Annotated in this window: 21 protein-coding genes; 13 read left to right on the top strand and 8 right to left on the bottom strand. The window is 46.3% G+C overall.

From position 1 onward, the window contains the following. Positions 1-50: 50 nt before the first annotated feature. Entirely contained in the window at positions 51-962 is a 912-nt protein-coding gene (locus CA267_RS07300) for a DUF808 domain-containing protein (RefSeq protein ID WP_075608098.1), read from the top strand. 268 nt (positions 963-1,230) lie between these two features. Beyond that, positions 1,231-1,527, top strand: a complete 297-nt coding sequence (locus CA267_RS07305) for a hypothetical protein (RefSeq protein WP_075608097.1) — start codon at positions 1,231-1,233, stop codon at positions 1,525-1,527. Positions 1,528-2,036: 509 nt separating this feature from the next. Here the strand turns inward: CA267_RS07305 and mrcB are convergent. Beyond that, complete coding sequence (gene mrcB / locus CA267_RS07310) at positions 2,037-4,307, bottom strand: penicillin-binding protein 1B (protein ID WP_408609418.1); 2,271 nt, start codon at positions 4,305-4,307, stop codon at positions 2,037-2,039. Positions 4,308-4,451: 144 nt separating this feature from the next. Between mrcB and CA267_RS07315 the strand changes: the two genes are divergently transcribed. Then, the gene (locus CA267_RS07315; protein WP_075608095.1) at positions 4,452-4,691 is read left to right on the top strand and encodes a DUF6489 family protein; all 240 of its coding nucleotides are present in this window, start codon (positions 4,452-4,454) and stop codon (positions 4,689-4,691) included. Positions 4,692-4,706: 15 nt separating this feature from the next. Beyond that, the gene (locus tag CA267_RS07320; protein ID WP_075608094.1) at positions 4,707-6,476 is read left to right on the top strand and encodes a PHA/PHB synthase family protein; all 1,770 of its coding nucleotides are present in this window, start codon (positions 4,707-4,709) and stop codon (positions 6,474-6,476) included. Positions 6,477-6,848: 372 nt separating this feature from the next. Here the strand turns inward: CA267_RS07320 and CA267_RS07325 are convergent, their stop codons facing one another. Beyond that, a complete protein-coding gene (locus CA267_RS07325; protein ID WP_083638279.1) occupies positions 6,849-7,259 on the bottom strand; it encodes a DUF4168 domain-containing protein in 411 nt (136 codons plus the stop codon). 435 nt (positions 7,260-7,694) lie between these two features. Between CA267_RS07325 and phaR the strand changes: the two genes are divergently transcribed. The 5 genes from phaR (at position 7,695) to CA267_RS07350 (ending at position 11,905) form a co-directional block, all read left to right on the top strand. Continuing rightward, positions 7,695-8,120 carry a polyhydroxyalkanoate synthesis repressor PhaR gene (gene phaR, locus CA267_RS07330; protein ID WP_075608091.1) on the top strand — a complete coding sequence of 142 codons (426 nt, stop codon included), beginning with the start codon at positions 7,695-7,697 and terminating at the stop codon, positions 8,118-8,120. Positions 8,121-8,313: 193 nt separating this feature from the next. After that, entirely contained in the window at positions 8,314-8,952 is a 639-nt protein-coding gene (locus CA267_RS07335) for a phasin family protein (RefSeq protein ID WP_075608090.1), read from the top strand. A 22-nt stretch (positions 8,953-8,974) separates the two neighbouring features. Beyond that, complete coding sequence (locus CA267_RS07340; RefSeq protein ID WP_075608089.1) at positions 8,975-9,322, top strand: phasin family protein; 348 nt, start codon at positions 8,975-8,977, stop codon at positions 9,320-9,322. A 57-nt stretch (positions 9,323-9,379) separates the two neighbouring features. After that, positions 9,380-10,597: a polyhydroxyalkanoate depolymerase gene (locus CA267_RS07345; RefSeq protein ID WP_075608088.1), complete on the top strand. Its 1,218-nt coding sequence runs from the start codon at positions 9,380-9,382 to the stop codon at positions 10,595-10,597. Positions 10,598-10,687: 90 nt separating this feature from the next. Then, complete coding sequence (locus tag CA267_RS07350; protein ID WP_075608087.1) at positions 10,688-11,905, top strand: lytic murein transglycosylase; 1,218 nt, start codon at positions 10,688-10,690, stop codon at positions 11,903-11,905. A gap of 20 nt (positions 11,906-11,925) precedes the next feature. On the opposite strand, the gene phbB is transcribed toward CA267_RS07350, so the two are convergent. Together phbB and hrpB are read right to left on the bottom strand one after the other, a co-directional pair. Continuing rightward, on the bottom strand, positions 11,926-12,648 hold the full coding sequence (phbB, locus tag CA267_RS07355; RefSeq protein WP_075608086.1) for an acetoacetyl-CoA reductase: 723 nt from the start codon (positions 12,646-12,648) through the stop codon (positions 11,926-11,928). Between the two features lie 155 nt (positions 12,649-12,803). Then, complete coding sequence (hrpB, locus tag CA267_RS07360) at positions 12,804-15,305, bottom strand: ATP-dependent helicase HrpB (protein WP_075608085.1); 2,502 nt, start codon at positions 15,303-15,305, stop codon at positions 12,804-12,806. Positions 15,306-15,467: 162 nt separating this feature from the next. Here hrpB and thpR point away from each other — a divergent pair, with 162 nt between their 5' ends. Both thpR and purU read left to right on the top strand, forming a co-directional pair. Continuing rightward, on the top strand, positions 15,468-16,088 hold the full coding sequence (thpR, locus tag CA267_RS07365) for an RNA 2',3'-cyclic phosphodiesterase (RefSeq protein WP_075608084.1): 621 nt from the start codon (positions 15,468-15,470) through the stop codon (positions 16,086-16,088). Between the two features lie 79 nt (positions 16,089-16,167). After that, positions 16,168-17,022, top strand: coding sequence for a formyltetrahydrofolate deformylase (gene purU, locus CA267_RS07370; RefSeq protein WP_075608083.1), 855 nt, complete (start codon positions 16,168-16,170; stop codon positions 17,020-17,022). Positions 17,023-17,026: 4 nt separating this feature from the next. Here the strand turns inward: purU and CA267_RS07375 are convergent, their stop codons facing one another. Then, entirely contained in the window at positions 17,027-17,545 is a 519-nt protein-coding gene (locus CA267_RS07375) for a YgjV family protein (RefSeq protein ID WP_075608082.1), read from the bottom strand. 239 nt (positions 17,546-17,784) lie between these two features. Between CA267_RS07375 and CA267_RS07380 the strand changes: the two genes are divergently transcribed. Further along, a complete protein-coding gene (locus CA267_RS07380) occupies positions 17,785-19,977 on the top strand; it encodes a M3 family metallopeptidase (protein ID WP_075608081.1) in 2,193 nt (730 codons plus the stop codon). Positions 19,978-20,490: 513 nt separating this feature from the next. Further along, on the top strand, positions 20,491-22,410 hold the full coding sequence (locus CA267_RS07385) for a methyl-accepting chemotaxis protein (RefSeq protein ID WP_075608080.1): 1,920 nt from the start codon (positions 20,491-20,493) through the stop codon (positions 22,408-22,410). A gap of 149 nt (positions 22,411-22,559) precedes the next feature. On the opposite strand, the gene CA267_RS07390 is transcribed toward CA267_RS07385, so the two are convergent. From CA267_RS07390 to CA267_RS07400, 3 genes are all read right to left on the bottom strand, one after another. Beyond that, positions 22,560-23,096, bottom strand: coding sequence for a hypothetical protein (locus CA267_RS07390; RefSeq protein ID WP_075608079.1), 537 nt, complete (start codon positions 23,094-23,096; stop codon positions 22,560-22,562). Positions 23,097-23,349: 253 nt separating this feature from the next. Further along, entirely contained in the window at positions 23,350-24,186 is an 837-nt protein-coding gene (locus CA267_RS07395; RefSeq protein ID WP_139316218.1) for a hypothetical protein, read from the bottom strand. A gap of 69 nt (positions 24,187-24,255) precedes the next feature. Further along, entirely contained in the window at positions 24,256-25,071 is an 816-nt protein-coding gene (locus CA267_RS07400; protein WP_075608078.1) for a vWA domain-containing protein, read from the bottom strand. Positions 25,072-25,279 lie beyond the last annotated feature (208 nt).

The following is a 25,279-nucleotide window of genomic DNA, read 5'->3' on the forward strand; positions in this document are numbered from 1 at the left end:
ATAGCAAAATTCCCAAGTATGCTTATTTATTTGCCAACAAGGACCTTACCGTGGCCGCAGCCAATTTACTTGCCTTAATTGATGATATCGCTACTCTTCTTGATGATATTTCTGTTATGTCTAAGGTCGCCGCAAAAAAGACTGCGGGGGTACTGGGAGATGATCTCGCGCTAAACGCCAATCAGGTTAGTGGAGTGCGGGCAGAACGTGAACTGCCGGTTGTGTGGGCGGTGGCAAAGGGCTCATTGCTAAACAAGGTTATTATTGTTCCTGCCGCACTGCTAATTAGCGCCTTTGTACCCGTTCTTGTAATTATTCTCCTGGTAATGGGGGGACTTTATTTATGTTTTGAAGGCTCGGAAAAAGTACTGCACCGGCTATTTTTTCGTCCTAGTGAGGAAGACCGAGAAGCACGTCTTCGCCAGTTAGCAGACGAAAACGTGGACTTGGTTGCACTTGAGAAGGAAAAGATTAAAGGAGCCATTCGCACCGATTTTATTCTTTCTGCTGAAATCGTGGTCATTGCATTAGGTAGTGTGCAGGAAGCCAATTTTATCACTCAGGTGGGCGTGCTATGTGCCCTTAGCGTACTGATAACCGCTGGTGTTTATGGCTTAGTGGCGGGTATCGTAAAAATAGATGACTTAGGCAATTACCTGTTGAAGAAGTCCCTCAGCGGAAATTGGAATGTCTTACAGCGAAACTTAGGGAGAGGCTTATTAATTTCGGCTCCCATTTTGATGAAAGCACTTTCATTGATTGGAACCATCGCCATGTTCTTAGTAGGAGGTGGTATTCTCACCCACAATATCCCTCAATTACATCATCTTTCCGAGATGGCAAGTAAAGCAATACCTGCCTTAGGTCCCGTTACCCCCGTTTTAGTTGACGGGTTAATAGGGTTTATCGCTGGCGCATTAATAGTTGGCGTTATCACCGTCATAGAAAAATTGCGAAAATAGCTATCGCAATGCAATAACGGCAAACGCCTTTTTAAGACAGTTGGTGAATTTCACTAACTGTTTTAAAAAACTCACCACAATTTGGTTTCACTCATCCTCCAGATAACTCCCGCCTGTAAAAAGTAAAATAAAAATCGTTATATTTCAAAATCTTATATTTTATTTTCTGATTGGCACAACTATCGCTTTAGTGTGAACGACTTAAGAGATACCTGCCACGCAGTCATTACCAGTGCAGTGTCTAATTACCATTATATCAGGAGGATTTATGTTTACTTTTCGTCGTGTACTCACCGCTTTTACCCTAACTGGGATTATGACTGCTAACGCTGTAGCTGCTGAAAACTCAACCCAGGCTCCTTTACAACGTGCTATAGATGCTTTTGTCACTCACGCTGGGCAACTAACCAAGCAAGAGTTATCAACTCAGGTAACGTATGAGGTGTTGACGGCCAGCCATCAGTTTGAACCAGATATCCAACCAAAAGAAATGGTCGCTAAAATTACTGTTCGTAATGTCAAAAAAGAGAATGTGACGGTGCGAACTGAGAATGATGACGTGTAAGGACAGAACCATGATTCATTCCGGCGCACTGTTGCTTATTGTTATTGGTCCAATAGCGGCTTACTTGGTTGGAGCCATGTTGTTTAGCGGCGTACGAATGCTCGTGCACCGCTTGTGTTAATCCCACTCCCTGGGACCTATTCCCCGGAAAATCGGAATAACGTTACGAAGTTCGCGACTAAGCCTTATACTAATCCACCTTAATGTGTGCTCACTCAGCGCGAGAATTTTTCAACTTTTGACAAGCCAATTTCGTGAAGGTTTAGTGGCGCTAAATCGAACGCAATTGGCGCAGCTCAAAAGCTGAAAAAGCCGCGCCCGCAGGGAGATAGAGGATTCCATCTACCCTGCGTTACATTGGTTCGAAAGGCCTGGGCATTCCTTCACCAATGCGCCTTGATTAGATGGAATTCTCTATCTCTGAGCTGATCACACATCAAGGGGGATTAGTATTAATTACAGCTATTTTCCTGGCGTTGTTCTGATTTTCCGGGGCTTTTTTTGTTGCTTTAAGAACCAAATAAGCGCTCCCACCATCCCTTTTCCTCTTCAGGAGCCTGCACTGGCTTGCCGGCACAATCCTGGCTGGGGGGCGGCAATACATCCAGTATAGCAGGCACACTCATACTATTAGGACAACCCGGGATGCTGACCGCACCTGTGGCGGCATCAAAATGAGCTATCCCCAAGCCTTGGGGAAAACGTCGCGATAACGATTTTGGTTGTTGCAACTTCTGATAATTAACGTAAACAGGCAACGCCCCCCCGGCACCAGTAAGATTAACAGGTTCGTTATTATCGTTCCCCACCCACACCGTAATAACGTTATTGCGATCAAAGCCGGTAAACCAACTATCTCTGTAATCGTCTGTCGTTCCGGTTTTACCTGCCATATTGATATTGGGAAAAGCTTTACCAACTCGTTTCGCAGTGCCTTCCATCGTCACCTTATATAGCGCGTAATTTAATAAATAGGTCGCGGCTTCATCTACTCGCTGAGAATAAAATTCGGCCTGTCGCCAGAGCAAACGGTTGTTCGCCGAAACTACAGCGGTCACGGTGTGAAGCGGAACGTACCTTCCGTTATTAGAAATAGTCTGGTACATCTGATTAATTTCCACAGGCGCCATTGACATAGCGCCTAACGTGAGCGCTGGCACGCGATCCACAGTAGTACTAACGCCAAGGCGGCTGATAGTATCAGCCACATTGTCCAGACCCACTTGCATCCCGAGATTAACAGTTGGCACATTAAGCGATTCTGTCAGTGCAGTAATAAGCGGCACCTGCCCCTGAAATTTTTTATTAGAATTGAGCGGCGACCACAGTTTTCCGCCTTTGCTTTTTAACGTGATAGGTTTATCTTCTAGCGGTGAAGCTAAGTTAAATTCTGCCGGATTTTCCAGAGCGGTAAGATATACCGCCGGTTTTATCAAGGATCCCACCTGCCGATGCGCATCTAGCGCCCGGTTAAAACCTTTGTAACCCGTATTACGGCCGCCCACAATGGCGCGAATTTCGCCGCTGGTAATATCGGTAACAAGCATGGCGGATTCTAGCTGCGCACTGCGATCTGCCTGCAGACCTTCTAGCGTTTCACGCACTGCTTTTTCTGCCCGGCGCTGAGCGTAAATATCCAACGTAGTGAAAACTTTTACGCCGGAATCGCGCAAAGAGGGATCAGCAAGAATATCGGTGAGTTCTCGCCGCACTTTCTCCATGAAAGCTGGATGTTTGCCGCTTGCCAGACTATCCCCGGAGGCTAAACCTAATGGCATATTGACGTATTGTTCGTATTGATTCCTGTCAATTTCGTTGGCATCAAACATCACACGCAACACCAGATTCCGGCGTTCCAGCACCCGCTCGGGATGGCTGCGGGGATTATAATAAGAAGGGCCTTTAATCATTGCCACCAATGTCGCCATTTCGGCCGCGTTTAATTCATTTGCGGGCCGATCAAAATAGAAGTAACTCGCTAGCCCGAAGCCATGTACAGCCATATCACCGTTTTGACCCAAAAAGACTTCGTTGAGATAAGCCTGCAGAATTTCCGACTTGCTGTAGCGTGCGTCAATGATTATTGCCATCAACGCTTCTTTCATTTTGCGAGTGATAGCCTTTTCCCGTGAAAGATAGAGGTTCTTCACCAATTGCTGGGTTAATGTACTGCCTCCTTGCACGGTTCTACCTGCTTTAATATTGGCAACCAGCGCGCGCAGGATAGAAAGTGGTGAAACACCAAAATGGCTATAGAAGTTTTTGTCTTCAACCAACGTCAACATGTTGGGTAACATTTCTGGAACGTTTTCAAGTTGCACCAGCATCCGGTCTTCGCGGCTGCTACTGACTAACCGTGTCACCAACCACGGTTCCAGCCTTACTGTTCCTACATTTTGCTGAGCATTGATATCTTCAATACTGACAATTTTTGAGCTTTGCCAATTAATTTTTAATTTTCGAACAGGTTCGAATCCGTCAGCGAAATTAAACGCCCTGCGCATTACCGTAAGCGTGTTGGTTTGATAAGTGTACTCACCACTACTGTCAGCGCGGTTTACCTTCCGATAACCCAGCAGTTGTAATTCTTCCAGCACTTCTTTAGGTGTAATTTCCTGCTGCTTACTTAATGTTAAGGGACGTGCGAAGATCTGGGCCGGAACCTCCCATTTGTTTCCGTTGAAGGTATGCTGGATCTGCGCATCAAGATAAATCATATAGCCAATGAGCACCACGATGCCGACGAACGTCAGTTTGAAGAACAGCCCAAGCCAACTAATGCGCTTTTTTTTCGCTTGCGTTTGTTTTTTAGCCACTTATCATGCCATGATGGGAAAACACAGCGTGAATTCTGCTGGTTTAAGCGCACAATTACCAGTGTAATTACCCAATTCTTCTATGCCCGTTTCAGCGAGGAAACACCGATGAAAATTTCCGTAGACGTTGATATATCACCCAAAGAAGCCCGCGAACTGATGGGATGGCCGGATATGAGCAAGCTTTACGAAACCAGCATTTCCACACTTTCAGAGCAGATGCAAAACGGCAACACAGACGCAATGATGTCAATGCTAAAGCCGTATCTTGATGGTAGCCAGCAAGCTTTCTCGTTCTATCAAAAAATGTTCGAGGGATTAGCCTCAACAGGTACTGCAAAAAAATAACTGTGGAGGTGTCTTGTGAAACAGCAAGACGAAGATGATATTCTTGATACGCTAAATAAATACGCACATCAGTTTAATGCCATGGTGCAGGAGGTGTTAAGTCGCCGCAGTGACAGTGCAGATACCGAAGCAATGTTTGATCCGGAAAAACTCCATTCTATGTTGGCGGGCAAGGTTGAGGTAAATTCCGCTAAGCTGATACAGAACCAGATGGACTTCATGCGGCAACAAACTGAACTGTGGCAGCAAGCAACGAAGGCAATGCTGGGAGAAAAAGCAGCCGCCGTGGTAAGCGAAGAAAGTAACGATAGGCGATTTTCTCACAGTGACTGGCAGGACAATCCTGTGTTCAGTTATCTTAAACAAGCTTACCTGATTAATTCAAAAATGCTGCAAGGCATGATTGAATCCATGGAATTCAAAGATCCTAAATCGGCTGAGCAAGTCAAATTTTATACCCGCCAATATATCAATTCGGTCTCACCAACGAATTATCTGCTTTCTAATCCCGAAGTGTGTGAAGAAATTCTTAAAACCAAAGGCCAGAATATGGTCAAGGGCATTGAGAATTTCATGCATGATTTAGAACAAAGCCCCCTTGAAGCGTTTAAAATTACGCAAACTGATATGTCTGCCTTTGCGCTGGGGGAAAATTTAGCAACAACGAAAGGTGAAATAATTTACCAGAACCCGTTGATGCAACTGATTCATTACGCGCCAAAAAAAGTAAAGACTTACGCAACGCCGATTTTGTTTGTCCCGCCGTTTATCAATAAATATTACATTCTGGATCTTGATGAGAATAAATCGGTGGTAAACGGGCTGCTTGATCAGGGCCACAGCGTATTCATGATTTCCTGGATTAATCCTGATGCCAGTTTGGCTAAACATGACTTTGTCAGTTATATGCGGCTAGGCCCTTTAGCGGCAATGGATGTTGTCACCCAGATAACCCAACAATCCAAACTGAATATGGTTGGATTTTGTGTAGGCGGAACTTTATTAGGTATGACGGCCGCCTATCTTCGTGCTCAAGGTGATGAGCGAATCGCCTCTCTGACCCTTCTAACCACGTTATTGGATTTTAGCGAGCCTGGTGAAGTGGGTAATTATCTTACCGAAGAAGCATTGCCGATTATGGAGCGACATGCGGAACTCAAAGGAATTTACGACGGCCGCATTTTGGGCCTGAGCTTTAGTATGCTAAGAGAGAATAATCTGTTTTGGTCGTACTTCATCAACAATTATCTAAAAGGGAAAGATCCGGCTCCTTTTGACATTTTGTTCTGGAACAGCGATGCCACTAATATAACTGCAGCGTGCTTTAAGCAGTATATTCGGACAACATATTGGGAAGATAAGCTTAAACAACCTGGTGGAATACAAATAGACGGTGTGCCTATCGATTTGGCAAATATTGATATGCCGGTTTATTTCCTTTCCACCCTGGCAGACCATATCGTGTTGTGGCAAGGCGCCTATAAAGGTACACAACTCGTTAAAGGAGATACGCGGTTCGTCTTAGGAGGTTCCGGACATCTCGCGGGGGTAATTACTCCCCCGGAAAGCGGAAAATATCCACATTGGGTAAACGCAGAGTTACCAGCAACTGCCAGTGAATGGTTTGACGGTGCTACTAAAAAAGAGGGTTCATGGTGGCCAGACTGGCATCAATGGTTGCTTTCCCATGGCAAGCAAAAAACTGCGGCAGTAAAACCGGGAAAACATAAAGATTTTCCTGTCATAGAAGCCGCCCCCGGAAGCTATGCGCGGCGCCAACTGTAATGCGCATTGATAGTAAGGACACAGGTCCAGAGCTGCGAAATCCAGAAAAAGAATACTGCCAATCCGCAATAATGGGTGATCAGCTCGCAGGCAGAGGTTTAGTAGAAAGAGAAGGCGAAAAAAAGCAGATAAGGAATAATTCCTTTTCTGCTTCTATTTCATTAGGTAGCGACTATAGAGCCTGTTAGAATTTGCTTTCCGCGTATTGCTCTTAATAAACCTGTTTGGTCTGCTGCGCCAGCTACCCAACTTAATCAGCTAAGTGAAATGTTGAGCAGTGACAAGCAAGTCAGATTTTTTGGCTACACTGGGACAGCAATTGCAGATTTTTTCTACTGCACTACAAATTCTGCAACTCAGCCCTGAATAAAATTAACTGTTTTCTTCGATATTTGCCATTTTCAGAACCCGGTCACGCAGCTTTTCGTCAACTTGTACTTGCTGAGCGATGGTGCTGTACGTTTGAACAGAAAGACCGGTTTTTTCAATTTTTGCTACCATTTCACTTTGCGCAGCTTGTTGAATTTTCTTTGCTTCTTCTGGACTTTCTACTTTCTTGAATTCGGCATCGTATTTATTTGCAACCTGTCCTACGGCCTGCATTGCCTCAGTAAATTTCATCAAAGTATCATCATCAAAGTTTTGCGACTGGGGTGCGCTTTCAGTCATCTGGCTTTCGGAAGCCTGATTGTTAGCGCCTTCCTGAGCGGCAAAAGCAGAAGAAGTAGCGCAGGCGGCAACGAAGGCGCTCATGAGAAGATTTTTCGCGAATTTATTCATCATTGACTCCAAGTCAGATCTAGGGACCCCGGAAAAGGGCGCTAGCTAAAAAGTAAACCAGCCTAAGTGCTAAAGCCAAAATCATACCACCACACAAATACCTCTAATTAACAGCGGGTTACTGATTACGAGCCTGAAATCCAGCCGCACAGAGGCTTTATTGTGTCGTTTTTACACGACGCTTAAGTAAAGTATCCTTCAATATTTTTTTAAAATGCCTAAATAATTGTTCCGAAGTATGAGTCATACCGAACACACCATTTAAAATACGGTATCATGATCTCCTCGTTTTGCCTTTTTATGTATAGCACACGTACAAACCGCTATTTAGTAAAGTAGCCTTTCTTTCGGGTTCTCATAGGGAGCTACGCTATCCGCTTGCCTGCCTCTCCCCTTTTACGCTACTCTCACCCAATTCCCCAATGCAGAGCCGCAGTTATGATCACTATCAAAAAGTACCCAAACCGCCGACTCTATGATACATCCCGTAGCCAGTACGTAAATCTGGATTATATAAAGACACTGATCAATGACCGCAAAGATTTCCAGGTAATAGACTCCAAATCTGAAGAAGACATAACCAAGTCACTGCTGCTGCAAATTATCAGTGAATCGGAAAGTAACGTGCATCAGTCGCTACTTACCAACACGCTCCTAAAACAACTTATCCGGTTTTATGACAGCGATATGGAACCTTATGTGCGTGAATATCTTGAACAGAGTCTGGTAAACTTTATTGCGCAGCAAGATAAGATGCAGGGCATGATGAAAAACATGGTGGACTCCAATCCCTTTACTATATTCAGCAAGATTGTCGAGCAAAATATGGAAACCTGGTCCCCTGCGAAAAAATCCAAAAAATAGTGCTGCCGTGGTTTGCTGCGCCGCAGCATGAAATACCATCTGCTTATAAATTATTGTTCTAACCCTTTATGCTGCTTTGCAGCAAAAGCATTTGACTTCCCCTGCCGATTGTCTATTATTTACTCAACGCTATGCTGCGATGCAGCAATTTAGATTGTTCCTTTAATGGATAACGGTTCGTTGGGAGATAAATATGTTTAACAAGTTTTCAGAACAACTGAAAAGTAATTCTAAACCTGTAAACACTTTTTTTGAAGTGAACGCAAAGACGCTTGAAACGCTCTCTTTGCATCAGACAGAGCTGTTTACCGGCCTGATGAGCGACAGCGTAAAGTATATGGAAAGCGTAACTATGCAGACAGAACTGCAAGGCGTGATAGCTGCTAATGCCGAGTTCGCTGAATCTTTCAGAGAGCGCATCACGAGCGCGTCAAAAGAGACGTTTGCCGCTTTGAACGACATGCGTGAGCAGGTCGTTGACGTTATGAAAAGTAGCTTCGATACCAACGCATCTACCGTAAGATCTGATATCCAAGATAATGTGGAACAGACGGCAGATATGGTCAATAGTGCCGAAAAAGCGTCTGAAGAAACCACTAAAACTGTGGCTCAGGCGGCGCAAAAGGCAACCAAAGATACCGCTGAATCAGCGCAAGAAGTCACGGACAAAACGGCTGAGGCAACAAAGGCTGCAACACAAAATGCTGCGGATGAAGCCAAGAAACTGGCAGAAAAGGCCGCGCAGTCTTCGGGGCCAAAGAAAGCAGCATCTCGGTCGCGTGACACCACGTCGGCCACCAAGAAGCCAGCGACGCCGAAAACTACAGACTAATTTAAAATAACGGAGATATCTCATGTTTGAACAAATGAATGAACAAATGAAAAACGCTATGAAACCGATGACCGATTTAGCCGCGCTGAATGTAAACACAATGCAGACGCTAGTGGAAAAACAAAGCTCAATGTACTCTTCTTTAATGAGCGAAGGAATGTCTTATTTTGAGAAAATCTCTCAGCAGCGAGATGTGACTGCACTGGCACAAGCAAATAAAGCCTATATGGAAAGTGTGCAGGAAACAATGTCAGATACAGCTAAATCCAGCTATACGATTCTTAATGAAGCTCAGCAAAAAGCGGGTGAAATGCTCAAAGGAATGGGTCAGGATTTCGCTGCCAAAACTCAGTCTGCAGCTAGTATCTAATTAATACCACAATTCCTACCCAGGTCTTACCCCAGTCAGCTTTTGAGGAGAGACGTAATGAACTATCAGGCTTATGAGTATCTGACACGCGGTGCATATATTATGCATGAAGGACTTAGCCTAATGAATGACATTGCGAGTCATCCTTCCAATCTTCTTTCCCACACTCTGCCCGGCCGCCTTACCCGCGCTTCGCTGGAAACTGCAATGCGGCTGACACAACGCTACGAAAAGCTGGGGTTCAATATCGACGAGATAAAAATAGAGAACAAACGCTGCCGCGTAAAAGAAGATGTAGTATTTAGTAAACCTTTCTGTGACCTGATCCACTTTAACCGTGTGGGCGTGAAAGACGACCATAAGGTCTTGTTGGTCGCGCCGTTATCAGGCCATTTTGCCACGTTATTAAAAGGCACGGTTGAAGCATTGTTGCCGGATCACGAGATTTATGTGACCGATTGGGCTGATGCCCGGGAAGTTCCTTTAGCAGAAGGGCCTTTTACCTTTGATTGTTACGTAGAATACCTCATCGAGTTTCTGGAATTTTTGGGCCCCGGCACGCATATGATTGCAATATGCCAACCTACCGTGCAAGCCATTATTGCAACAGCGGTGATGGCAGAAAAACAAAATAAGTGCGTACCCAAATCACTCACGTTGATGGCCGGTCCTCTGGATACCAGTAAAAATCCAACGCGAGTCAATGAATTTGCGGAAGAACGCTCTATGTCCTGGTTCAGAAACGTGGCTATTATGAAGGTTCCGTATGGCTACCCCGGTGAAGGGCGACGGGTATATCCCGGCTTTATGCAACTGGGCGGTTTTATCAGCATGAATCATCAGGGCCATATGCAAAAATATATGAGCTTTTTCCAAAACCTCGTGTTTGGTGAAGAAGAAGATGCCGATCGTTTTCGCGCGTTTTATGATGAATACATGGCGGTACTCGATATGCCAGCCGAATTTTATCTTGAAACCATTGAGCGAGTTTTCAAAAATAATGAGATTGCTCGTGGGGCCATTACTTACAAGGGCGAACCGGTAAACTTTGAAGCCATCGATAACACTGCCTTATTGACGGTGGAAGGTGCAGATGATGATATCTGCGGTTTAGGCCAGACTGAAGCAGCTCAGGATATCTGCAAAAACATTCCCAAATCTATGCGTCGTCATCACATTCAGCAAGGCGCCGGTCACTATGGAATTTTTAGTGGTTCCAAGTTCAGAAGGCATATTCGTCCTCTTATAACGGATTTTATTCACAAATACGCGTAGTTAAAGACCTTGTCGCTTGGACAGATTTCTCCTCGCTAACATACCGCCACTTGAGGTAGCATGGTGATCTAACCAGCAAAGGTGGATGTTATGAAACGCACATTATCGTGTGGGCTGCGCATTTCTATTCTGTCGCTTTTGACAGCGATTTCTTCAGCCCATGCCGCCAGTAATTTTAATGAATGTAAAACCGCACTTGCCGAAAAAGCAGTGTCGCAAGGTGTTGATGCCGAACTCGCAAAGCAGGTGTTTGACGAAATTAGCTTCCAGCCTCGGGTCATTGAGCTGGATAGAAGCCAGCCCGAGTTTGTGCAGACCTTTCCTGGGTATTATAGCAAACGGGTAACCCCGTGGCGCATCAACAAAGGCCACGAGATGTATGAAAAGCATCGGCAACTGTTGCAGCAACTAAACGATAAGTATGGCGTTCCGCCACATTATCTCGTTGCTTTCTGGGGGCTCGAGACAAATTTCGGCACCTATAAAGGCACCATGCCGGTGCTGGATTCCCTTACCACCCTTGCTTGCGACGAGAGAAGAAGCAATTATTTTACGCAGGAACTGATGGTTGCCATTGCTCTTCTTGAACGGGAAGCGCTGGAGCCTGCCAACATGGTAGGTTCATGGGCCGGGGCGATGGGGCATACGCAATTTATGCCCTCGGCTTATAGCCGTTACGCCATTGATGGTGACGGCGACGGCAAAATTAACTTATGGGACAGTGAAGAAGATGCATTGTCTTCTGCTGCAAACTTTCTTTCTCAGCTTGGGTGGCAGCCAGGTTTTCGCTGGGGTCGTGAAATTACTTTACCAGAAGATTTTGATTATCGGCTGACGGGTTATAAACAACAGCGCAGCCTTTCGCAGTGGAATAAATTGGGTATTACCAAAGCAGATGGCAGCCCTCTTGGCGAAGGTGAAACGGAAGGCTACGTGGTGGTGCCAGCCGGTCATAAAGGCCCTGCTTTTATGGCATATAAAAACTTCCGCGTGATTATGCGCTGGAATAATTCTGAATTTTACGCCATCGCGGTAGGCAAACTGGCAGATCGAATCGCGGGCGAATCTGGTTTGATGGCGTCGCTTCCCGAACTTCCCGCCTATAGCCGGGATGACATTATACGTTTGCAGAAAACACTAAATGAGAAGGGTTTTGACGTGGGTAAACCCGACGGCATTATCGGTCCTGCCACGCGCGTGGGGATCAGAGAATATCAAATTAAGAATGATATGATTGCCGATGGCTTTCCTGGTCTGGATGTGATGAGAGCAATGGGCGTGACGCCGGCAGCAGACAGCACCAGTTAACTGTCTGCTGCACGTGGCGGTCAGTACATATGCTGACCGCCATTAATAGAAAGCGTGGAACCGGTAATAAAACCCGCGTCGTCTCGAATGAGGAACAACACGCTACGGGCGATATCCTCTGGCTTTCCTAATCGCCCTACCGGAATAGTCGCAATAATTTTCTTCAATACTTCTTCAGGAACCGCTCTTACCATATCAGTATCGACATAACCTGGTGCAATAGCGTTCACCGTCACATCTTTAGATGCCCCTTCCAACGCCAGGGCTTTTGTAAAACCATGAATTCCTGACTTCGCTGCAGCGTAATTTACCTGGCCGTATTGCCCCGCCTGACCGTTAACAGAACCAATGTTAACAATACGCCCAAAGCCGCGCTGGCGCATACCGTCAATTACACACCGACAAGTGTTAAAACAGGATGCCAGATTGGTTTGTATCACCGCATCCCACTGCTCGAAGCTCATTTTGTGCATGGTACCGTCGCGCGTGATCCCTGCATTGTTGACGAGAATATCGATTGGGCCATAATCATTTTCAATTTGATCCATTGCCGCTTTGGTTTTCTCAAAATTTGACACGTCGAACTTAAAAGATGGAATGCCTGTTCTTTCTGTAAAAGCCTTTGCAACTTCATCGTTCCCACCATAATTAGCCACAACCGTGTAGCCCTGTTCCTGCAATGCCAGACTGACGGCTTCGCCAATACCGCGTGTTCCACCGGTGACCAATGCAACTCTGCTCATGTCTTCTCCCTCATTTGACTTTGTGTAAGTTTTATACAACTCACTTATATAAGCATGTCTTGAGGATCTATGCCAATGGCAGCAAAGTGTGATCAGTAGATTTAATGTGTCACTTTATTGCCGGGGGTTTCACTAAAAATAAATCGCGTTATTAATCAATCCATTGCTTTTTTCGTCTTAGTGGTGGGGCTGGCAGTGGTCGGATCGTCGGGCCAGTAGTGTTTCGGATACCGACCTTTCATCTCTTTTTGTATAGCCACATAGCTGCCTGTCCAAAAAGCCCCTAAGTCTGAAGTCATCTGCAGTGGTCGCCCAGCAGGAGACAGCAATTCCACCGTTACCGTTTTGCGGCCCTCGCCCACTGTAATGCTGGTATTAAAACCATACATTTCCTGCATTTTTATTGACAACATTACACTGCCGTCGTTTTTATAAACCAAGTGACGTTGGTTTCCGGTAGGAGCAGTAAACACTGTTGGTAAAAAGGTTTCCAGCGCATGTTGCTGAGACCAGGGTAACGATAACTGCAACTTTTTAGTCCAGTTGATTTTTCTAATATCATTTAACGTACGGCATGCTGCCAGTGCAGTGTCTACAACGTCTTTTTCCAATAACGTGAAAGGATTTTTCGTCATAGGCCATTCCGGTGGAGCATCATAAGCTTGAGGTTGCGGAAGATGTAAAGCACGGGCCAGACTCAGCCTGTTCATCCATTGCCAGACTTCATCGTCTACAGGGAGCTCTGCAATAGGAACTTCCGCTAAATAATGCCGCCATGCTTTAATCCACACCGCATCAGGAACGCGTGCGACTGGCTCACTATTTAGCAGAATTTTGTGGAAGCCATAGACGCGCCGGGCCTCCATCTGTTTTTTCTCGGCGTTAAACGTTACCTTCTCGACAAAACGAAATCCATCGGCAAACACCGATTGTAAGACGGTTTCTGCAATAGGTTCGAGCAAACGCATGGTTATGTCTGCGCCCAACTGCTGACCGTGCAAAACCACCAGCCACGGTGCTGAAATTGTCTTTTCGGCGGGTAATACCGCCCCTTTTCCACCGGCAAGCTGGTACTGACCGTTACTGCGCGCTTTAGCAATTCGCTCTGGATACGCCAATGCAATACACAAAGCGAGATCTTCCGAAGGCAAAGCCTTAACATGAACTTCTGGTCCAGAGGGATCGTTTAGACGATGATATCGTCGAGCCTGTTCTGTCAGCCGTGAAACTGCACTGGCGTCTAACGCTTGTATGTAATCCGAAATAGTAAGTGAACCGTGGTTGCCGCCCAATTCTTCCGCCAGTGCGGCAATGACTGCGGCAGCTTGCGTCAGAAATTTGCGCTCAAGTCGCACCGCCCAGTGGTGGCTATGAATAAGCATGTGAGCAATTTTAGGGTGGCAGGGGTACTCAGCCAGTTTTCGCCCATAGCCTGTAATACCGCGTTGAGGATCCAGTGCGCCGATAGCTTCAAGTTGCTGTACCGCGGCATCCAGTTGCGCAGGGGACGGCTGATCCAGCAGCGCCAGCTCAGAAAGCTGAGTTCCCCAGTTTAATGCTTCTAAGAGTAACGACGACACATCTTCCCGTAGAATTTGCGGCACCGAGTGTGGCGCCAAACGACTTTGATATTCCTGTGCCCAGAGTCTGTAACAAACGCCGGGGCCGAGGCGCCCCGCACGTCCTTTTCGCTGTGTAGCGGATGCTTGTGAAATCAGTTGCTGGCTAAGCTGCGTGAAGCCACTGCCGGGATGAAAACTGGCGACATTTTCCAAGCCGCTATCAATGACTACCGTTACCCCCTCAATAGTAAGACTGGTCTCGGCAATATTGGTCGCCAATATCACTTTTTGCCTGCCTTGCGGGTCCGGCTGTAAAGCGGCGTCCTGCGCTCGCTTTTCCATCGCGCCGAAAAGAGTATGAACTATAACTTCGCCGTTATTCGCATGCTGAACCAACTGCTGCTCTACAGCGCGGATGATTCCCGCTCCTGGTAAAAAAACTAAAATGTCTCCCGCCTGATCGTGTATCACATCGCGCACCAGGGCGACGATACGATCCCGCAGTGTGCGTGCTTCTCCTTGACCGGCGTATTTTTCCTGCACCGGATACATACGCCCTTCGCTGGTTAGCACATCGGCATCTGGTAGCAGCATCTGTAGCGCTGTCACATCAAGCGTAGCAGACATAATAACCAGACGGAGATCGTCGCGTATCCCTTGCTGCACCTCAATTGCCAATGCTAAACCGAAATCGCTGTGCAGGCTTCGCTCGTGAAATTCATCAAACATAATTACCGTAACGCCGGAAAGCTCCGGGTCTTGCTGAATCATTCTGGTCAGAACGCCTTCAGTAATAATTTCAAGTCGGGTTTGCTGACTAATCTTGCTTTCACCGCGTATACGGTAGCCCACCGTTTGCCCCACCGGCTCACCCAGTTGGGAGGCTAAAAAGGTAGCCAGACTTCTCACCACCACCCGACGAGGCTGAAGCATAACAATGCGCCCGGCGGGAAAATGCGACAATAACGCCATCGGCAATAACGTAGACTTTCCTGCGCCCGGCGGTGCTCCTACAATAACATTACGGTGGTCAATTACACCGCAAAGCGGTGCCACTATGGCTTGGGCAGGTAACTTAACGTGGCTTGTATTCATACAGTCGGATGATTAGGCTCTACAGAAGATTGAGGAAATATCAGGCATTTTATACTAATCGGCGATAATGTGTGCTCTCTCAGCGCGGATTAACATTACTTACCCGCCACGAATATGCGCTTCGATCCACTGTTATACTACGAGTAAAAGAGGAAAAAGATAATGCGTTGCTTTATTGGGTTAGACTTAGCCCCAAAGGAAAAGCTATCACTGGAAAGTTGGCGACAACAAGCACTGCCGGAGATCTCTCCTCGCGAGCCAGCAGGAAAAAAACCTGTAAAAAAACGTTTTGGAGCATCAACCGCTGCTACACCTGTTGCGGTTCCTGCAGCCAATTACCATATTACTCTGGCCTTTCTGGGCGACGTCACCCCGCGGCAGCATGAAGCGCTCATTCAGGCTCTTGATGATATCTCGGCTCCGCCTTTAACATTGTGTCTGGATTCTACCGGCATGTGGGGAGGGCCAAAAATTATGTTTGCCGCCCCAACTAAAGTGCCAGAAGAATTAACGCTGTTGGCCAAACAGATCCGTCAGGTCTCGCGCCGTGTTGGCATTGCCTTGGACAATCGCGAATACCTTCCCCACGTCACACTGGTACGCAAAGTCACAGCGGCCGTCCCTGCACCACTGTTACCGCCCTCAGTCACCTGTAGCTTTAACCATTTTCATTTATTTGAATCTGTCTCCACACCTTCGGGCGTGGTCTACCCCGTTCGTCAAAGCTGGCAACTTCAATCTCTTCTGTCTATCCGCGAGCAGCTAAAGCGCGGCTTAATATGACTTATACTTTTTCTGCACTTTACACAACCCGTAAGGCTGGGTAAAACAGTGGCATCGCATTTGGAATAATGAAAATATCATGCAGCAAACCTATCGTTTAGTTATCGACTGCCCTGATCAGATTGGGCTTGTGGCCAGTGTTTCACGTTTTTTGGCTGACCATGGGGCCACCATTGTTGAAGCCAATCATCACACTGATTTGCAAACCGGCCGATTTTTTATGCGCCACGAAATTGGCGCTGATTCTATAAAGCTGGATTACGCTAGCTTTGTGCAGGAATTCACGCCGCTTGCCCAGGAATACCAGATGCAGTGGAAATTGTCTGACTCGCGCCAAAAACCACGGGTGGCTTTATTAGGCAGCATAGATTCTCACTGCTTAGTGGATTTACTGCACCGCTGGCACACTAAAGAACTGAATTGCGATATTCCCTGCATTATTTCGAATCATCCGCAAATGAAACAGTTTGCTGACTGGTATGAAGTGCCATTTTATTGGATTGATTTTAACGCGCTAGGGAAGCAAAAGGCGTTTGATAAGATTGGCACACTGCTGGATGAATATCAGATTGACCTCACCGTATTAGCCCGATTTATGCAAATTTTGCCCGACAACCTATGCAATAAGTTACAGGGCAAAGCAATTAATATCCACCACAGCTTCTTGCCTTCTTTTGCGGGTGCCAGGCCTTATCAGCAAGCCTATGACAGGGGCGTAAAGCTTATCGGCGCAACCTGCCATTATGTTACTAAAGACTTAGATGAAGGGCCGATTATTGAACAAGCGGTTAAACGCATCAGCCACAGTGATAGTGCAGCGGATATGGTTCGCAAGGGAAAAGACTGCGAAGTGACAGCGCTTGCTCATGGCGTGCGCTATCACCTGGAAGACCGCGTCATTATTCACCGCAATAAAACAGTGGTGTTTGCCTGATATTTTATAGGGCGGCGGGTAAAGCGCGTCGCTTTATCCGATAAAAATAGTAGCCGTTCGATAAAGCAAACAGCATTTCTGTTATCGCCACACCCCAGGTGTGAGTGATCACGGCATAGCCAGTGAAAATAAGTGAGCCGGAAATCATGCACAAACGCAGTCCCGCTTCCTTGCATCGCAACTCACCAAAGCGGTAAAAGATAAACGTAAAGAGCGGCAATATCTCAATCCATCCGGTTTTGCCAGTCATACTGTTTACGATACCAATCATTGATGCCATCAGCATAATCAGCAGCAGCGTCAGGCGCTGCCTCAGCAGTTTGCCACTAATAATTCTATAGCTGGTACTGGCTCCCGCTACACTCATCACTAATACGCCGCCCCATGCCTGCTGAAACGCCAACAACAGTGTGATCGTGATGCATAAACCCAGATTTAGCATCAACAATTTACGCTCAGTATTAGACCAGAAAGAAGCTATCGCCAGTAATACGGGGGCGCTATGTAAAAACAGTTCCAACATGAAAATTTGCGCTATAGCTATAGATGATTAAAGGCGCGGAGTGTAGCGGTTGAACGCCCTGTTATTCAATAGTTTTTCAACAAAAAAATTCCACTGATGCTATGGCAGATTTTACCGGGTATTTCAGTCGGTTACTGTCCTTCTAAAAGGGCACTGATTTCTCGTTTTGAGCTCAGCCGTATTATTTTCCAACTGTATCCTCTAGTATGACCATTTATGTAATGAGACAGGAAAACTTCATGAGAAAGTTTACAGCATCACTTACCACCATAGCCGTAGTTTTTGCACTGGGCGCCTGTTCAGACCAAAAGGCAGAACACGCACCAACCGCCACGCATGACAAGTCTAGCGCCGCCCAGCATGAGCAATTCGATAACGTACTGTTGCAACCCTTCGAAGGTCCGTACGGGGGCGTGCCGGCGTTCGACAAAATGAATTTACAAGATGTTAAACCGGCGCTGGAAAAAGCAATGGCGCTGAATTTACAAGAAATCGACGCCATAGCCAATAATGCACAGCCCGCTACCTTTGCCAACACAATTGTTGCCATGGAGCGCGCAGGTAAAGCACTTGACCGGGTTTATACCTATTACGGCATTTGGAGATCGAATATGTCGAGTCCGGAATTTCGGGAGATTCAAGCTGAAATGTCTCCCAAATTATCGGCGTTTTCCTCAAAAATCATTCAGAACAAAAAGCTTTTTGAACGAGTAAAAGCGGTTTACGAAAGTGACGAGCTAGATTCATTATCAGAAGAAGAACAGCGAATTACCTGGTTAACTTACAACAATTTTGCCCACAATGGCGCTTCACTTGAAGGTGATGCGAAGGCGCGATATGCCGAGATTGATCAGGAACTTGCCACCTTATACACCACCTTTTCCAATAATGTTTTGGCAGATGAAGAAGGTTATGTCACCTATATCACTAAAGATGATCTCGAAGGTTTGCCAGATACTTTTGTTAAAGCAGCCGCTGCAGCTGCTAAATCTCGCGGTGAAGAAGGTAAATATGCCATTACCAATACCCGCTCGTCTATGGATCCTTTCCTGACGTATTCAACCAATCGTGACCTGCGTGAGAAAGTCTGGCGCACTTATTACAACCGCGGCGATAACGGCGATGCTCAGGATAATAATGAAATCATCAAAAAAATTCTTAAGCTAAGAGATGAGCGTGTTGCGCTGATGGGCTACGACAATTACGCTCTGTGGCGCTTAGAAGATCGTATGGCAAAAACACCGGAAAACGCCATGGATCTGATGATGAAAGTGTGGCCGGCGGCAATTGCGCGGGTAGAGGAAGAAGTCGCTGATATGCAGGCAATTGCCGATAAAGAAGGCGCAGATATTACCATTAAGCCGTGGGACTACCGCTACTACGCCGAAAAAGTGCGAAAAGCAAAATACGATTTAGACTCCAACGAAGTAAAACAGTATCTGCAACTGGATAAACTTCGTGAAGCCATGTTTTACGTTGCTGGCAGGTTGTTCAACTTCCACTTTGCCCCCGTTGAGGCTGGCAAGGTACCCGTGTTTCACCCGGATGTAAAAGTATGGGAAGTCACCGATAAAGACAGTGGTGACTACATCGGCCTTTGGTATCTCGACCCGTTTTCTCGCGAAGGAAAACGCTCAGGAGCCTGGGCAACAACGTACCGTTCTTACACCACGTTCGATGGCAGGGAAACCGTTTTAGCTTCCAACAACTCAAACTTTGTAAAAGGGGCAGATGGCGAGCCAACGCTTATTTCCTGGGACGATGCAGAAACCTATTTCCACGAATTTGGCCATGCCCTGCACTTTCTTTCCGCAGATGTAAAATATCCCTCGTCTCATTCCGGCGTGCGTGATTACACGGAATTCCAGTCGCAGCTCCTTGAGCGCTGGCTTACCACCGATGAAGTCATTAATCAGTTTTTGGTGCATTATCAAACCGGCAAACCCATTCCTCAACAACTGGTAGACAAAATCAAAAAAGCTTCCACGTTCAATGAAGGGTTTAAAACCACTGAATATATGGCATCAGCTATCATGGATCTGAAATATCACACTACAGATCCAGATAAGATTGAGCCCGATGCATTCGAACGTGAACAACTGGAAAAACTGAATATGCCGGAAGAAGTAGTTATGCGCCATCGCAGCCCGCAGTTCGGTCACGTATTTTCCAGTGAAGGCTACGCAGCTGCTTACTATGGCTACATGTGGGCAGAAGTGCTTACGGCTGACGCAGCAGAAGCTTTTGCTGAAGCCCCGGGTGGATTTTATGATAAAGAGTTAAGTCAGCGTCTGGTGAAATACCTGTTCTCCGTGCGCAATGCTATGGACCCAGCAGAAGCATATCGCGCGTTTAGAGGGCGCGACGCGAAAGTTGATGCACTCATGCGCGACAGAGGCTTTCCCGTTCCCGAAAAGAACAACGAAAATTAATACTAGCCCTCATTGATGTGTGATCAGCCCTAAAGATTTAGTATAGGTAGCCGATCAGCAAACTCCCGCTCTTCAACGCGGGAATTTTGTTCGAGTTTATCACCGAGCTAATTTCATTTTACCCGCACACGTTAATTGTGGCAAAGTAGAGCGGAAGCGTAAAATAAGGGTACGGTCATTAAACAACTTAGTGCTCTGGCCCGCCGCAAAAGCTATATAATAAAAACCTGACGTTGCTGAGGCAGTTTCTGCAACGTCTTATACTAATCCTCATTAATGTGACCAGCTCAGAGATAGAGAAATCCAGCTAATCAAGTCCCATTGGTGAAGCGATGCTGAGGCCTTTCAAACCGAAATAACGCAGGGATGGATTTCTCTATCTCCCTTCGGGTGCGGCCAGCAAGGTGCGGCCAGCGATGCGCGGCTTTTCTCGCGCTGAGAGAGCACAAATTATTGCGGATTAGTATTAACTACAAAACATTCCAATTAACATACCGAACGTGGTCAGAAGTTATGTTCTTTAGCGCATTCAGCATCAAGCAAAAACTTATTATTGCTCTCATCGTGGCCGTGTTGGCCTCAACTATTCTGGTGGGAACGATTAGCCAATGGATTGCCAGGGACCTACTCCATAACAGCGTGCAAGATGCACAACTGCCAAATATGGTAAAGCAGGTGGCCAATCGCGTAGACAAAGAAGTCAGCGTGATGAAAACTGTGGCCCAAAGTATTGCCACTAATCCTGACATCAACGCCTGGTCAGCGGCGGGTGCAGAACAAGCGGGCGAAGCCAGATTAGTAAACTATCTGGAAGATTTGGTAAATTTTAATAATTTGACAGTGGCATCATATGTTGACCGCTTCACCTACAAATACTGGAATCAGGAAGGATTTCTAAGAACACTCCAGAATGATAACGCGGATGGCTGGTTTTTCGCTTACAAAGAGAGTGGCGAACCCATTTCGCTAAGCTTATATAACGAAAAGGGTCAGGGTTATCGGTTATTCGCCAATTACCAGCAGGTAAACGGCAGAGGCATGTCCGGAGTGGCGAAGTCGGTAGACGAACTTGTCGATATTCTTAACCGGGTAAAGATTGCTGCGACCGGATTGGTGTTTATGGTGGACGGCAACGGTACAGTTATCGCCCATTCAAAAACGGAGCTGTTGGGCAGCGCAAACATTGGCAATATTGCAGGTTCTGATGCCGCAGCAATGTTGCTGAACAAAAATGACTTCAATTTGGCAACGGCAACAGTGAATGGCGAGGAAATGCTTTTCGCCAGTACCTTTGTTAAAAGTGCGGGCTGGTACGTCGTTGCGCAGGTGCCGGAAGCGGAACTCTATGACGAGCTGGATAAAGCCACGACGCAGATGGTGTTATGGGCGCTACTGATTGCTGTGGTGTTTGCGACTATTGGTGTTTGGTTAGCTGGCAGTATTACTCGGCCCATTGAGCGGCTCGCGGATGTTTTTCAAAATCTTGGTCGCGGTGAGGGCGATCTTACTTTGCGTATTAATGTGCCGGAACAAAAGGAAATGGGTCGTCTGGTAGAAGGGTTTAACAATTTTATTGCCAGCTTACACAGCACCATTTCCGCTGTTGCGGCAACCAGTAATCGGCTAAGAGAATCAGCATCAAATGTGGCCGACAAATCCCGCGTAACTGAGGAAATTAGTAAGGTACAACGTGATCATACTATGCAAGTTGCAGCAGCGCTGACCGAGATGGGCACTACGGTAAATGAAATTGCGCGCTCAGCCATGGCAGCCGCCAGCCACGCAAATGAATCTAGCACCACCTCCGACCAGGGACGTACGTTAACAAAAGACGCAGTTCAATTGATCAAAAAGTTGGCTAATCAAGTGACTAACGTTGCCAATGTTATTCGCGCGTTGGATGAGCATACTTCAGCCATAGGTAGTATTTTAGACACCATTCGCAGCATTTCTGAACAAACTAACTTACTGGCACTGAATGCGGCCATTGAAGCGGCCAGAGCGGGAGAACATGGCCGCGGTTTTTCGGTGGTGGCTGACGAAGTGAGAGCTCTTGCCCAGCGTGCAGCCAGTGCGACGGACGAAATTCAGCAAAAAATTGATAAGTTTCAACTTGATTCGCGACAAGCCGTTGCTGAGATGCAAACAAGCCAAGCTCAGACAGAAGCCGTGGTTACCGCTACCAATGAAATTGATAAGGTGCTCCAATCAATCATTGCTGGTATCAATGAAATTAATGACATCAACACCCAAGTTGCCACAGCCACGGAAGAACAAACCGTTGTAGTAGAAAATATCAACGTTAACATCAATGATATCAGTACCAGCAGTAATGATAATTTAGAAACCGCATCACAGTTGGTGAGAGTAAGTGAACAATTGGATAATCTGGCTTCTGAGCTTGCCAGTCAGGTTTCGCGTTTTAAGCTTTAGAAACGCAAGACTTGATAAAGAATGTGGCGAGGGTAAGTCACGAATAGTTATTGAACAATAAGTAACCCGCCTTGATGTGAGATCAGCTCAGAGAGGCGAATTACTGTAATTTCCACGTTAGTGCCGATTGTGCTACCACCAACGTGAGTTTAGAACGCGATTGTATAATTTACGTTTAACTGGTTGTCTCTGCTGGTACGCCAGGGAAGCGACATATCTTCCTGCGCTGTCCAGGATTCCTGAATGGCGGCAAAAGCCACTGTGTGAGCTTCAAACAACCCGGGAAGCTCTATGTATACTGCCACAGCCTCACTTTTAGGCAGGGTAAATCCTGTAGCCAGCGGAGATACGATATCATGGCGAGCCACCACCTTTTTGCCTAGGCCCAGCCGGTAATTGTGCATCTGCCACCAGGATATCATCTCGTAAGCCTGAGAACTCACTTTTTGGTCGGTTAAGCCAAAGTCCAGCTTCCCTTCTTCATAATGAATTACTGCTTCAAGTTCCATTCCAGAGGTGACTTCCTGCACGAAGGCCAGACGATATTCCCGTTGGCTACAGCCCTTAAAGCTAATTTTGGTTTTAGTAAAACTCACATTGAGGCTGTCTGACAGTGCCAGTTGATCGGTTAACCACTCACCGGCCTGCTCGTGATTGAGGTGGCGCAAAAGGCTGATAAGCTCCATAGCCAGACTATCATTCCACAAGCTGACTTAGTTAAACGCCCCATCAAGGTTTCTCCGGATTCTGCTTTACGTTAGCTTTTTCGCACTTGTACAAAGTATAAACAGATAAGCCGGAGCAATAGGTATAGCTTTAAGAGTATAAGAATAATGCTGAGCCAATTTTCCAATCAGAAAAATGAGAGCCTGTTGGCCTTTGCTGACCGAGTTTTGTTGTACCTAAGTGAGTAGTGACCAGCAACGAGCAAGACAGGTCCTAGTTGAATTTGATTTTCACAATCTTAGCATCGTGAAAGGGAGCGCTTTCCTGGCTGAACCATATCTCGTTATTCGCAAACGCGCAGACCCCTTCTACTTGTCCGTATCCATCCAACGCATCGACTGTTTTTACTTCAAAATTTTCTGTCAGCGTGGCGATAAAAGGAGTAAATATACCAAAAGGAGTACTGGTATAGCCGACGATGAGGAAACGTTTATTGTCAGCATCCCAGTCTGCGCCGGTGATTACGCCTGGTAAGTCATGAATCATCTCTATTGGTTTAAGCGTTTGGTGGCTTTTCGTTGTAGAAAGACGATACACCCGAGCCACTCCCGTTTCCCAGCTTTTTGAAAAAAGCAGGAGATCTCCGTCTTTCGCTACCATTGCTTCAGCGTCGAAATCATGAGCGTAAGGCAAATTCTGTTTAGGTTGATTATCTCGATATTTCAGATTGATTGACAGTTCAACCTGCTTTGTTGCCCGAGACACTTTCTCAATTATCAAACGTTGACGATCACCAGCATTATTTCCCACATCGCCGACATAAAAATAATCAACGTCAGCGGTGATTGTCTCCCAATCATAATTTCCTTCAGCTAACGACAATGTCTGCATTATTTTACCCTGCGTATTAATCTGAAAAATAGAGGGTGCATTACCAGAGTCGTTGATTGTATAGGCGCGGTCTTCTTCACAAAAAAGACCCGATGTTTCCTTTAGCTTGTCGTTAAGCTTGTATTCGTCAATGACCGAAAATCCGCGCTGGGGAGCTGCGGTCGATAAACTGCAAGAGGAAAGATATATCACTGCACACAAGAGTGATGCGATTTTCAAAATAGTCACCATAGGTAGATTGTCTGGGGGGAAACGCAATACGTTAAAGCGAGTAAGGGTAACGCTGCATTACCCTCGGATAAAGCGGCGGAACCACAGCCATGTAAGGAAAAGCATTGCCAGCGCGCCAGTTCCCGATTCTGAAACAGACGGCGGCCCAACACCGCTACAGGCAGCATGTATCGAATGTTGGCGGCAGAAATCGAATGTTTCTTCAGCTTTGGCTAAACCTAATTGAGCAAGAAAAGATTGCGCCTGCTGGGCACTGGTGGTTTCCAGCTCATTTAAATCAAATACTCTGCCTCCAGTTTCAAGCGCTAATTCAACGAAACCACTTGTTGTGGAAGAATCCGACGGCACCACTGCGTTAAGTAAAGCGCTATTCTCAGCCAGCGTTGTGGCAATAGCGCTTTTATCAAATTCTCGCGAGTTGTCGCCTTCATCAGTAAATAGAATAAAATTTTTGATGGCGTCGGTAGCGTAAGCTAAAGGCTGCGTAACAAAATAGCGGTTGAGCGAATCCAGCGCAAATGCCATAGCATCATAGGCAGGTTCAGTATTACCGCCAGATGATAGTTGATTCGCGGCTGAAGAAAATGTTTCAGCAGAACCAAAATCACTTAGCTGGCGAAAAAGATTACCCGCCAACCCAAATCCGATAAGAGCAAATCTGGCTTCAACCCCTTGCGAAGCCAAAGCATCAGAAAAGCTGTTGATATGAGCAGCCAAATTGGCATGAATAAGACTATCCCGGCCATTCCCCATAGAGCCTGATTCATCCACCAGCAGCACGATATCGGTTTTAATCGGTCCCGCGTGAGCCAATGTTCCGCAGGCAAGTAACAGAAGTGCGAAGAAAAGTTTTATAGGGGTGGTTACAGACATCTTTTTATCCATACTGCACGAAGGAAATGAATTGCTGATATTCAGTTGCTGCTATTATACCCTATCTTAAAATGACAGGATATTCATAGTATGAAAGTTCGGCAAAGCAAAAGCCTCAGCGTTTATATCGAAAAAATCATCTTTCTTTTCATTCATTAAGTATTAACTAGCAAAGAAAAGCAATCATATTGCTCATATCTCACCGCCA

Source organism: Alteromonas pelagimontana, from assembly GCF_002499975.2.
GTDB lineage: Bacteria > Pseudomonadota > Gammaproteobacteria > Enterobacterales > Alteromonadaceae > Alteromonas > Alteromonas pelagimontana.